Raw genomic sequence first — 11,843 nt, forward strand, 5'->3', positions numbered from 1 at the left:
AACACCACGTGTCATTTCTTCTTATTTTCATAAATCCTGCATACATTACGGGTATATGTCGATATCTACGCATTCATTTGGAAAATAAAGCATATTAGGGATTCCATTTTATGTGTGAGAGGAGTCTTGGCTCTTGGAAATTCGTCGTAACCTGCCTTTACTAATGACCATTTGTTTCCTAAGTCAGATGGGCGGATTCATGATCCTGCCCCTGTTTCCTTTGTTTATTGAGGAATTCGGCCTGTCCGGCTGGATGATGGGGGTTATTTTTGCACTTTTTTATGTGGGGAAAGTAATTGGTGGCATTCCTGCAGCGGCAATTTATAAAAAGCTCGGAGGGAAAAATGCGCTCGTCCTGATGCTGATCCTGCTGGCAGTCTGTATGGGTGGCTTCGCGCTGTCTAAAGCTGCGGTGTTATTCGGCCTGCTCCGACTTCTACAGGGGCTCGCTTCCACGGGCCTTACCGTGGTCGTACGTTCCATCATCGGGGATGGGGGCAATGTAGACAACCGCGGCCTATACAATGGATATATCAGTAGCAGTGAGGGCGGCGGTATGGTACTCGGTCCCGTCATAAGTGGCTGGCTGGCTTTGCATTGGCCGCTATCGGTTCCTTTTTTGCTCGTTACCGTATGTTGTCTGATGGCCATGGTCGCTGCGATGGGGATGAAGACGACGACACAAGCTAGAGCCAATCATGGATCTGGGGATACGTTAAGTGATCACCTATTAGAAGATCCTTCGGCTACTGTGACACAAGAACCTATCGATAAATCATCACATTCGCCACTCTCCACGGATAACGTTGTTGTAGATTCCACCATCAGTGAATCCCACCCTTTTGCTGCATCCACTGAACCTCCTCCTTTATCTTCATCACCGTCTGACGCAAAGCATACTCAAGGTTTGTCTACAAGGCTCACACAGCGACAGCAGCTTATCGGCTACGGCACGGTACATTTTCTGGAGATGAGCGCGTATGCGGTATTCCTCACCTATTTTGCACTGTATGCAGCTCACATCATGCATTGGGACCCGTTTGCCACCAGTCTCGCCTTCACCGTCTCCGGGATCTCTACGCTTGCCGCTGCTCCCTTTGTTGGTTATCTCTCTGACCGGATGGGCGATCGCCTGTTGCTTTGCATGCTCGGCATGTTCCTGATTGGAATCGAAGTTGCTGTATTTCTAAGCACGTCCTCCCATCTATGGGTCTACGTTGGCATGCTGATTGGTGGGGTCGGAGGAGCCTGTTACATGGATTCGTTCTTTGCCCATATTGGTGATCACATACCAGACGAGAGTCGAAGTTCTGTCATAGGCAAAATTGTCTCTGCGGCCGAGATCGGCTCCATCGTATCTCCACTGGTTGCTGCGTTGCTTACGGAAGTTGGATCGCTTTATGCCGTGTTTGTGTTCAATCTGGTGCTGATTGCTGCTGCCATTATAGTTCAGGCCGTGATGCGCAGTCGGTATCGATTGAAAGAGGCGTAGTTCTTCGTTTTATAAAAAAGGATCACAAAAAATAACCCGCCTGCACAATTAATGTGCAAACGGGCATTTCATTGGTGCATCTCCGGCCTGTGGTTGGTGATTCTCTACCTGTGCATTCTGCTGCTCGCTGCTTCGCGGCTCTGCGGCAGATGCCACACCATCTTTCAGGGTATACGCCTGATCCTGATGGAAAAAGTTCGGCTTCACGATCTCATTACGATAGGAGCTGTGGAATATATGCGTTGTCGCCGGGGACACTGGCGGAATCAGCCACACCCAATCTCCGGTCAATTCACGCCCAGCCTTCTCCTCCCGCTGTTCAAATAACTGGAACTGCGCTGCTGCCGTGTGGTGATCCACAATGCTCACACCTGCTTTTTTGAACGAATGCAGCACAGCCACATTCAGCTCTACCAACACACGGTCCTTCCACAAGGTCGTTTCACTCGACGTATTCAATCCAAATGCTGCCGCCACTGCAGGCAGCTTGTTATACCGAAACGTGTCTGCCAGATTACGGGCGCCGATCTCGGTACCCATATACCAACCATTGAACGGTGCTGCCGGGTAGGATATGCCACCAATCTCCAGACGCATATCGGCAACCATCGGCACACCGTACCAGCGCATGCCAAGCTCCGCAATCTCCACTCGTTCCGGGTGTTCGATAAGAATTTCCACAATCTCTTCTTCGGGTATAACATACCACTCTGGAGCTTGTCCTTGCACCTGAATTATGAGCGGTAACACATCATAGGAGCTACCTGCCCCCTGCCAGCCAAGTGACATGGCCGCCTTGGTCAATTCCACCGAAGCAGGATCTCCAACAATGCCTTGCTCTGTCTCATATCCCGCATAACGAATAAGCTGATGATTCCAGAGACGTACCGGAGTTCCATTCGGCCCATCCGGTGGAAGGATGGTAATCATCGGAATCACTTTGCCACCGTTGGAGGCCACATGAATATGATTCAGCACAGCATCCGCTGCCGTTCCTGCTGTATCGGCATGGCGTGCGTCCACGATTCGCAATTTATCCCAGAACAGCCGCCCGATGCAGCGGTTGCTGTTCCGCCATGCCATTTTACAACCTTGCTCCAATTCTTCTGTGGTATGCACATAGGTACCCGTTACTTCGATCTCGCCCATAACGACAGCAAGCCGGACCTGCGCGTCTTCACGCGAATGGCCCAGCTCTTCATAACATGTATATATAAACCGTTCAGCTTCTTCCTGCAATTGTTCCAGGTCTGACCGCATCGTTCATTCCACCATTCTGTACATCTTGAATGCCATCATTATACGGCAAGCACACCGGATTTGTAAGCGAACGGACAGTTTGTTCACGGACTCTACATATCGTTGTCAGGATGTAGGGTGACTTTGCTTATTTGCCCAGAAATGCGTTTAACATCCAGACCTCTTTATCCAAGGCAGCGGTGAATCCAATCAGCATATCTTCCGTTGCGTTATCCTCTGCTTCTCCCGCTTCGTGAATGCCTTGATGAATCACTTCCACCATCGTACGCAGATCAGCAACCACCGACTCTACCATACGCTCAGCAGACAACTGGCCTTGTGCCTCTTCAATTGGAGACAGACGTAGCTGTTCAGTCATTGTAGCCACCGGACGTCCACCAATAGCAAGCAAACGTTCTGCAACTTCGTCCATATTTGCTGTAGCCAAGTTGTACAGCTCTTCGAATTTGGCATGCAATGTGAAGAAATGTGGCCCTTGGACATACCAGTGGAAGTTATGCAGTTTCGTGTACAGTACGGACCAACCTGCGATCTGACGGTTCAGGACCTCTTGAAGTGCTGTGGCGTTGTTAGCAAAAGTGTTGTTTCTAGTTTGGATTGTGCTCATGGAATTTATCCCCTCTCGAATATAAAAATAGAATTTGATTGATTGTTATGGACTACTTTGATTCGTTCATTTTAATTTAGACTTAATCTAAATCTTGTTTTAATTATAACACCGCATATCCCGTTTGGGAAGGCATTTGCACTGTCTTGTACATGAAGATTCCATGAAGTACAGCTTCATCCTATATCATTATAAAAAGTGGAGTCACACTGCCCACACGGCTGATTAATGAGGGTGTGTAGTACTGCATGCACCAGATCCCACTTTATATTTATACCTTTAATTACGTTCACATACTGCGAATATTCTCACAGTGCAAATAACGTAAAAACAGCCCTTCATCTCCGCGAGATGATAGGACTGCATGAACCCACCTGTACAATTTTATTGCTTAACAAACTCAAAAGTCAGGATACGACTGATCTCTTCATAGCTCCGTGCTACAAAATGAGGTTGATGATCGGACTCCGGCAGCGCCTCCCGATGGTTGAACCAGATGACTGTCCACCCCGCATCGACCGCACCTACCACATCATTACGCCACGAGTCGCCAATGTAATAGCTGGAACGGGCATCTGTCCCGGACTGCTTACTCACATATTCAAACAACCTGCGATCCGGCTTCGCATAACCAGTAGTACCGGAGATGAAAATCAGATGCTCGTTCACGAGACTGAGCACATCCAGTGCTTCAAGCTTACGCCGCTGATGCTCCCCTTCTCCATTGGTGATTAGACCGACAGTATGACCTTCTGCCTGAAGCCTTCTGATTAACCCATACGCTCCTTCAAAAGGTACAATCTCAAACTGTCTGCTCAGATACTGTGCTTGCAGTTCTTCAGCCTGTCCCAATTGTAAGGGGAGTCCAAACTCTTCCATCGTCAGCTCAAACCTCCGACGGCGCATTCGCTCCACCGCATCCGGTTCTGGTACAGCGGACAGATCTTCTTGTGCAGACAACCAGTCACTATAATAACGAAAACGATGATAGGCCTCAGCATAAGGGAAATCATCTGGCAGGCAAAGAACATCCTGTAATGCGCCACGAAGCGGCTGCAAGTGATCATATAAGGTATCATCCACGTCGAAAAATATCGTTTTAGCTTCATTTTTTATATTCATAGTTGTTACCGATCCCCCTGCTCCTGTCTCAAGCATTCTCTTCTTACTACTATATAGCTAATCCTATGCCTCGTCCAAAAGGGATTTGTTGCGTGATCACTTCTACTCCAGAACAGTGCCCATAATAACGCTTAGACCAGAATTGATCGGACGGCTTTATATGTTAAAATAAGGATGATTAAATCTGAGGTGATGACGATGTTCAACCCAAAATTCTTCTTCTATTAGTTGTGCTCAAGGCACTGGCTACTCAAGCCAGAATCTAGCCCGGTACAACGGGGATGAAGATGTTCACACAAGAAGAGATTCAATCATGGGAAAATGAAACAGCTTTTGCACAGAGACACAACAAGAAGTTCATTTATCCAAGAAAAGAAAAGCTGAAAGATCACCGTAAAGGAATCAAGAGCACGCATTACAACAAAGAATGTAAACCCGCTCGTAAACAGGATTATCGTCTGTATAGAACCAAAATGAAGAGTCTCATGTATCAAGAGCAATATGATCTTCTGCACAACTATAAACGAACGAGCGGTTGGCTAACTTGGTAAACTGGAGTTAGAAGAGTAGTCCTTACATAACATTGCTGCGCTACATCAAAAACAGTAGCCTTTTAAGTTAAGAAGGACTTCTTTTTTCAATCAATTACATACCGTTTCATTCGTTACTGACAGTTAGAATATATCGAGGAGGCCTTTATTCATGTGGAAAGAGCATCTTCATAGCATTTCGAAGGAGTATACGTTCAGTCCCCCTGCATCTGGTGATGACATTGCAAAGATGGAAGACTCCTTACAGGTTACGCTCCCTCGTGAATTAAAAGAAATATTGCTCGAAACCAATGGAGTCAGAGCTATTTACGATTTGGGACTTATCTGGTCAGAAGATCGAATTAAGAATGAAAACAGACATTATCGGGATGACCACTCCCAAGATTACTATATGCCCTTTGATCACCTGCTCTTCTTCGGGGAAAGTGGGATTGGGGATTTATTTGCTTTTCCTGTGACAGGGGATGGAACGTGTAGAGATGACGTGTTTGTGTGGAATCATGAAAATGACAGCCGAAAATGGGTCGCACCTTCAGTGTCCAAATATTTGGAGTGGACTTTAGAAGGCAAAATAAAAATTTAATTTACGGACTAACGGACCCTAATCTACGATGAATAATTAGATAATTTTGTATTTCCATTTAATGAATATTATATTAATGAACACATTACAAATGAATAAAAGGTGGAATGAACTTATGAGTATATCAGAAAAGAAATGTCATGATTGCGGAGGGACATCTTTCGTAGAAGCATCGGATTACATCAACCTTCGTCCATTGGATAAGAAAATGACTCTCGGTGTGGAAAAAATGTACACGGTTTGTCTGGATTGCGGCGAAGTTGTTTCCATTAAAGTGAAGAATCCAGAGAAGTTGCTAAAATAATAATTCCAATAAGCACAGACAAAAACACCCTAGCTCACAATTGTGAAATAGGGTGTTTTTTCATGTGCATCACGACATATGTGTCTTCAAACTATACAATCAACGATACAACCTTACCTGCATTCACATCAATCAAGCCATGGTCCGTGATCTTCAGCGCTGGACTTACCGCAAGGGAGTGCGTGCTAATCGACATGATCGGGTTGTAATGCACGTACCCAAGAGACAACATCGCTGCTCTCAATTCCTTCACTTGATGGGACACCACTGCCAGTGGTTCTTCCGTCAAAATGCCACCTACGGGAAGTTCCAGATGGGACAGCACCTTGCCATCTTCCACCACACAGAAACCACCTTGGCTCGAAATTACCGTGTTAGCTGCCAATATCATATCTTCATGATTACGTCCTACAACCAGCAGGTTGTGATTGTCGTGTGAATATGTCGTTGCAATAGCACCACGCTTGATGGTGTCTCCACCGATCAGACCATGTGCACGATTGCCGTTCACACCATAACGTTCAAAGGTAGCGATTTGTGCATATCCGCTTTCTTCCCATAACAATTCACCATCCGCAGACTGAACCGGTGCAATATGTTCTTCTACAAAAGTAGAACCATCCTTCACCATCATGACGCGGCATTGGTGTTCACCTTCGCCAGCGAGATCAACACCTGATCCACTGACTTTTGGGTCTGACAACTGAATTGCAAAATCCGCTACGCCCAGCTTCTCCAACTGTACACTCTTATAGAAGTGAGGTGGGAACTGCCCGGTTATGCGTTCCTGCTTATACGGTTCGTAATCGTCATAAGCTTTGCGGCCGTTTTTGTACACCTGATCAATAGCGAGCTCCTCCAGGTTAGATAACAACACATAATCGGCTACTTTGCCTGGGGCAACGCTGCCACGATCGGTCATTTTCATCCGGGAAGCAGGGGTGGATGTTGCTGCATAAATCGCGTCTTCCGGACGCATCCCCATCTGAATTGCCTTGCGTACGATATGATCCAGATGACCACGCTCCACCAGTGAATCCGGCATTACATCATCTGTTACGAAGCAGAAATGCTGCGCCACATCATGTTGAATCAGGTACTCCATGACTTCCGGGGTCATTGATTTCTCTTGAATTTCAATAAACATACCTGCCGCAATCCGCGCCTGTAATCCCTCAATGCTCTGATGAGTATGATCGGAATCAATACCTGCGTAGATCAGTCGATGCAGATCGAGTCCAAGCAGTTTCGGTGTATGTCCTTCGATCACCAGATCGGGATAGTTTTTGCGGATATGCTGTAGAATCTGGTTCGTCTTGCATTCCGGATCACGGATGACATCGACATAGTTCATGATCTCGCCCAGACAGATGATCTCGCCAGTGGCGAGCAGCACGTCCATATCTTCGATCTCGATCGAACCGCCTGTTGTCTCCATCGGGGTTGCCGGAACGGAACTTGGGATCGCATAGAACATGTCCACCGTCGTCTCCCGACTCGCAGCCATCATCTCCTGCACACCCTCCAGCCCGAATACATTCGCCATCTCATGCGGTTCCGCTACAATGGACGTTACGCCGCAGCCAATCAGACCATGGGAAAAGGTTTCCGGTGTCACCATCGTGCTTTCGATATGCAGATGGATATCGATCAAGCCAGGAATCATGTATCTTCCCCGCGCATCAATGACTTCGTCTGCCTGAATCATCTCCGGTCCGCCGGGTCCCACATACAGGAATCTGCCGTCGAGTACTGCAACGTTGTTCATTTCAAACCGTTTATAATAACTGTTATACACATGTACATTCACAATTAGTTGATCTGCACGCATGGGGCATAATCTCCTTCTTCACAAACATTTCACCGCGATCCGGACTGGACAATGAATCTGCACTTTAATCAGATGTACTGCACTTGATTGCGTACCACTGCCTCGTCCGTAATCAACGCATGAAATGCCTTCTTTGCTGCTCTTATTTCTTAATGCTACTCCCTACATTCACGACTACTCTACCAATACAAGCTTGTCCTGTGGGAAAATCAGGCTAACACGCTGCCCACTAAGGTACGGTGTTTCCATCTCCTGATTTGCTGTGAAATCACCCAGCTCCGTCTCGATTACATACTGATAACTGCGTCCCAGATACGTGCTGACTTTGATAATCCCCGGCAAAGCATTTACCACATCCGTAGAGGTATCTCCACTAACAATCAGATCATCCGGGCGAATCGCACCTTTACGTGCACCGGGACGTGCTGTTCCAGGATGCGCGGTTGCTGTAAACGTACGTCCACCTGCGGTCAGTGTGATCATTTCACCTGCATCGCTACGCTCCGCGAATTCAATGAAATTATGGAACCCGATAAACCGTGCTACAAACTCCGTTGCCGGATATTTGAAAATGGTTTCCGGGCGGTCAAGCTGCTCGACCACGCCTTTGTTCATAATCGCTACCTGATCCGAGATCGAGAAGCACTCTTCCTGGTCATGAGAGACATACAGCGTTGTGATGCCCAGCTCTTGCTGAATGCGGCGAATCTCCACCCGCATGTTGAGGCGCAGGTTGGCATCCAGGTTACTGAGCGGTTCGTCGAACAAGAGCAGGTCAGGTTCAATGACCAATGCACGAGCAATGGCTACACGCTGACGCTGTCCACCGGACAGTTCTTGTGGAAAACGTTTCTCAAATCCATTCAGGTTAACGACTTCCAGGATTCGCATCACACGGGAAGAGATATCCTTGTCTTTCACCTTGCGCATCCGCAGGCCAAAGGCCACGTTGTCATAGACAGATAGATGCGGGAATAACGCATAACTCTGAAATACAAATCCGAAGTTCCGCTTGTTCGCCGGAACCTTCGTATAATCCTTGCCGCCGAACATAAACTTGCCCTGTGATGCTTCCAGAAATCCGGCGATGAGGCGCAGCGTAGTTGTTTTGCCGCAACCGCTCGGTCCGAGCAGGGAGAGCAGTTTACCTTTTTCCAGCTCCAACTGAAAATCCTTCAGGATTGTCTGCTTATCGTATGCCACGGATACGTGGTCTAATGTCAGCAATGCCATAGCGTTCTGCGCCTCCAATTAACGTTTAGTAAAGTATGAAAATCCGCCCATGATCCGTTCGATCACGAACATTAATAGTCCGGTCAGTACCATCAACAGCACGGAAATCGCTGCAATCGTTGGGTCAAAATAATTCTCCACATACGTCAGCATCTGGATCGGTAATGTGCTTACCCCTGGTCCGGTCATGAACACCGAGATGTCCACGTTGTTGAAGGACTCCAGGAAGGCAATCAGCACGGCAGCGATAATTCCTGAGCGGATGTTAGGCAGCACGATCGTGAAGAACGTTCTTACCCGTCCCGCACCAAGACTCAGCGCAGCTTCTTCCACCGCAAAGTCAAAGCTCGACAGACTCGACGCGATAACTCGAATGATAAATGGAAGCATGATAATCGTATGACCGATCAACAGTCCAAGATACATCGGCAGATGGTAGATTACGATCAGGTATTTCATCAATGTAAAACCAAGCACGATTCCCGGGATCAGTACCGGGGACAGGAACAGTGCGTTCAGCACAGACTTGCCTTTGAAATCGTAACGACTGAGTGCATACGCTGCCGGAACTCCGAGCACCAGCGCCAACAGGTTCCCCAGCAGGGAAATGATGATGGACGTCTGGAACGTGCGGAGGAAACCGCCTGTGTTGAAAATATTCTCGTACCAGCGGAGGGAGAAGCCCTCCGGCGGAAATTTGAGTACCGTTCCCGGTTCAAACGAAGTGACTGATATGATCAGAAGCGGGCCCAGCAGAAAGATAAAGACCAGCAGACTGAACAGACCCAGCCCGATATGTTTCTCCCGCATATGTGTCTACCCCTTCGGATTTAAAGTTTTGGCCATTTTGTTCATGACACCGACCACGACAAATGTAATTACAATCATAATCGCGGCAACAACCGAGGCCAGATACCAGTCGTTGAGGGTCATGGCGTTCTGATACAGGAACGTAGCAATTACACGCTGCTTGCCTCCAAGGAGGGCAGGTGTGGTATACGCCGTCAGGCTTCCAACAAAGACAAGCACGGCTCCGATCACAAGTCCTGGCACAGCCAGTGGGAACACAACCCGGCGGAATGCCGTGATGCGCGATGCGCCCAGACTTTGTGCTGCTTTGAGCAGGTCACCGTCAATGTTCTCCAGCACACCGACCAGAGAGATAATCATCAGTGGCAGGAACAAATGCGTCAGACCGATCATCATCGCTGCCGGCGTGTACAAAATGTCCAGCGGCTTGTCCACGATACCCAGACCAACAAGGGTGTTATTAATCAGCCCTTTTCGTCCAAGAATGATCATCCAGCTAAACGAGCGCACGACCGGGCTCGTCAGCAGCGGGAAGATCGCCAGTGCCAGCAAAATGCCTTTGCGGCGTGGCGCTTTCTGCGAGATATAATAAGCTGTCGGGAATCCGAGCACCACACAGACGATAGTGGTGACCACGCTGACTTGCAGCGTCGTAAGCAATATTTTCAAAAAGTATGGGTCTCTGAAAAAATGCATGTATCCTTCAAACGTGAAGGAGTTTTCTTGGAAAAACGTCGACCCGATCGTCAGGACAATCGGAATGATCATAAATGCCGCCAAAAACACGAATCCCGGCAGCAATAGCCAGTAGATTACTGATTTCTTCATCGCGATACTCCTGACTTGTAAAATGGTTTTATTCACACGTTAAAAGCACAACTTTACACTAGCTCACTCCGTGCCAGAAGAATCTTTCGATCGCTGTTATCCCCAGATTTTTTGATCCTTATTGAAAAGGTTAAATCCGGGGATAAAGGCGAACGCTTCGCTTCTCCAGCTTTCTTCTGTCACTACGTTATTGTGTAAAACATGAATTTAACTATCATAGCTATGCGTTTAACGCGTTGATAAACAGTTCAAGGAAGCTTTCTGCATCTACAGTTTCGCAGACGAGGGTGTTGGGCTGCTCACCCAAACGGTTTTGAAAGTCGCATACCATCTGGCCATCGCACAGGCGGCTGGCGGTTTCGACATCGACATAATACGATTTGCGTCCTACCAGTTCCGGGGCAAGGGCTACGCCCACGGCTAGTGGATCATGTAACGCGCAAGCGCGGACGCCGTTCATTTGTTCGTAACGGTTGATGTAAATCTCCGTGCTTTGAGCAACGTACGCGCGCAGTGCAGGATCAGTGAGACGCTCAATCGTTGCTTCATTCAGCAATGTTTGACGCGTCACATCCAATCCGACTTGGGTAAGCTTCTCGATGCCTGCGTGCAGTACAATGCGTGCCGCCTCTGGATCAGCGTATGTGTTGTACTCGGCGGTCGGTGTAATATTGCCATGTCCGCGAACAACACCACCCATGAAGATGACTTCCTTCAATAAAGAAGGCAATTCAGGACATTTCATCAGCGCGAGGGCCAAGTTCGTTAATGGTGCGGTCATGATTAATGTCAGTTCGCCCGGATACTGCTTGGCTTGTTCCACGATAAAGTCTGGCGCAAAACCTTCCTCGGCTTTCTTGGACACGGCCGGATCAGGCAGCGCACCGCCCAATCCATCCTGTCCATGTACCCGGTGTTCATAATGAGACTTGCGAGTGAGCGGTCCAGCTGCTCCGGCAATGACCGGAATTTCAGGTGCACCCGCGAGTTCAAGAATTTTGCACGTATTCTCTGTTGCCTGCTGGAGTGATACGTTCCCACAGACTGTGGTGATGCCGAGAATATCCAACTTCCGGCTTTTGACGGCCAGCAAAATCGCCAGTGCATCGTCAATCCCCGTGTCCACGTCCAGAATGATGCGATTTTGCGCTTCACTCATCCGTTCTCAACTCCTATGCGGTGATATGGTTGCTTGCTGCAAATGATATAAGTTTAACATGTT

12 protein-coding genes are annotated in these 11,843 nt (G+C 48.0%); 4 read left to right on the forward strand and 8 right to left on the reverse strand.

The annotated features are described in order from the left end of the window. Nucleotides 1-133 precede the first annotated feature (133 nt). Nucleotides 134-1,492 (forward strand): MFS transporter, encoded by a 1,359-nt coding sequence (locus MKZ13_RS29010; RefSeq protein ID WP_339180202.1) that lies wholly within the window; start codon nt 134-136, stop codon nt 1,490-1,492. Nucleotides 1,493-1,540: 48 nt separating this feature from the next. On the opposite strand, the gene MKZ13_RS29015 is transcribed toward MKZ13_RS29010, so the two are convergent. The 3 genes from MKZ13_RS29015 to MKZ13_RS29025 form a co-directional block, all read right to left on the reverse strand. Further along, a complete protein-coding gene (locus MKZ13_RS29015) occupies nt 1,541-2,752 on the reverse strand; it encodes a nitric oxide synthase oxygenase (protein ID WP_339180205.1) in 1,212 nt (403 codons plus the stop codon). A 127-nt stretch (nt 2,753-2,879) separates the two neighbouring features. Beyond that, nucleotides 2,880-3,359: a DNA starvation/stationary phase protection protein gene (locus MKZ13_RS29020; protein ID WP_339180208.1), complete on the reverse strand. Its 480-nt coding sequence runs from the start codon at nt 3,357-3,359 to the stop codon at nt 2,880-2,882. Between the two features lie 384 nt (nt 3,360-3,743). Beyond that, nucleotides 3,744-4,481, reverse strand: coding sequence for an HAD family hydrolase (locus tag MKZ13_RS29025; protein ID WP_339180210.1), 738 nt, complete (start codon nt 4,479-4,481; stop codon nt 3,744-3,746). 287 nt (nt 4,482-4,768) lie between these two features. Here MKZ13_RS29025 and MKZ13_RS29030 point away from each other — a divergent pair, with 287 nt between their 5' ends. The 3 genes from MKZ13_RS29030 to MKZ13_RS29040 all read left to right on the forward strand — a co-directional run bounded on the left by MKZ13_RS29030 (nt 4,769) and on the right by MKZ13_RS29040 (nt 5,919). Then, entirely contained in the window at nt 4,769-5,032 is a 264-nt protein-coding gene (locus MKZ13_RS29030; RefSeq protein ID WP_339180212.1) for a hypothetical protein, read from the forward strand. Nucleotides 5,033-5,183: 151 nt separating this feature from the next. Then, entirely contained in the window at nt 5,184-5,615 is a 432-nt protein-coding gene (locus MKZ13_RS29035) for an SMI1/KNR4 family protein (RefSeq protein WP_133386174.1), read from the forward strand. A gap of 115 nt (nt 5,616-5,730) precedes the next feature. Continuing rightward, the gene (locus MKZ13_RS29040; RefSeq protein ID WP_036612861.1) at nt 5,731-5,919 is read left to right on the forward strand and encodes a hypothetical protein; all 189 of its coding nucleotides are present in this window, start codon (nt 5,731-5,733) and stop codon (nt 5,917-5,919) included. A gap of 91 nt (nt 5,920-6,010) precedes the next feature. On the opposite strand, the gene MKZ13_RS29045 is transcribed toward MKZ13_RS29040, so the two are convergent. The 5 genes from MKZ13_RS29045 to MKZ13_RS29065 all read right to left on the reverse strand — a co-directional run bounded on the left by MKZ13_RS29045 (nt 6,011) and on the right by MKZ13_RS29065 (nt 11,780). Then, a complete protein-coding gene (locus tag MKZ13_RS29045) occupies nt 6,011-7,750 on the reverse strand; it encodes an adenine deaminase C-terminal domain-containing protein (protein ID WP_339180214.1) in 1,740 nt (579 codons plus the stop codon). Between the two features lie 174 nt (nt 7,751-7,924). Beyond that, the gene (locus MKZ13_RS29050; RefSeq protein WP_339180216.1) at nt 7,925-8,983 is read right to left on the reverse strand and encodes an ABC transporter ATP-binding protein; all 1,059 of its coding nucleotides are present in this window, start codon (nt 8,981-8,983) and stop codon (nt 7,925-7,927) included. A gap of 18 nt (nt 8,984-9,001) precedes the next feature. Next, entirely contained in the window at nt 9,002-9,793 is a 792-nt protein-coding gene (locus MKZ13_RS29055) for an ABC transporter permease (RefSeq protein WP_062836822.1), read from the reverse strand. 6 nt (nt 9,794-9,799) lie between these two features. Continuing rightward, a complete protein-coding gene (locus MKZ13_RS29060; RefSeq protein WP_036612869.1) occupies nt 9,800-10,621 on the reverse strand; it encodes an ABC transporter permease in 822 nt (273 codons plus the stop codon). Nucleotides 10,622-10,841: 220 nt separating this feature from the next. Then, complete coding sequence (locus MKZ13_RS29065; protein ID WP_339180219.1) at nt 10,842-11,780, reverse strand: nucleoside hydrolase; 939 nt, start codon at nt 11,778-11,780, stop codon at nt 10,842-10,844. Nucleotides 11,781-11,843: the final 63 nt, after the last annotated feature.

Source organism: Paenibacillus sp. FSL R5-0701, assembly GCF_037973995.1.
In the GTDB taxonomy this organism is placed as follows: domain Bacteria; phylum Bacillota; class Bacilli; order Paenibacillales; family Paenibacillaceae; genus Paenibacillus.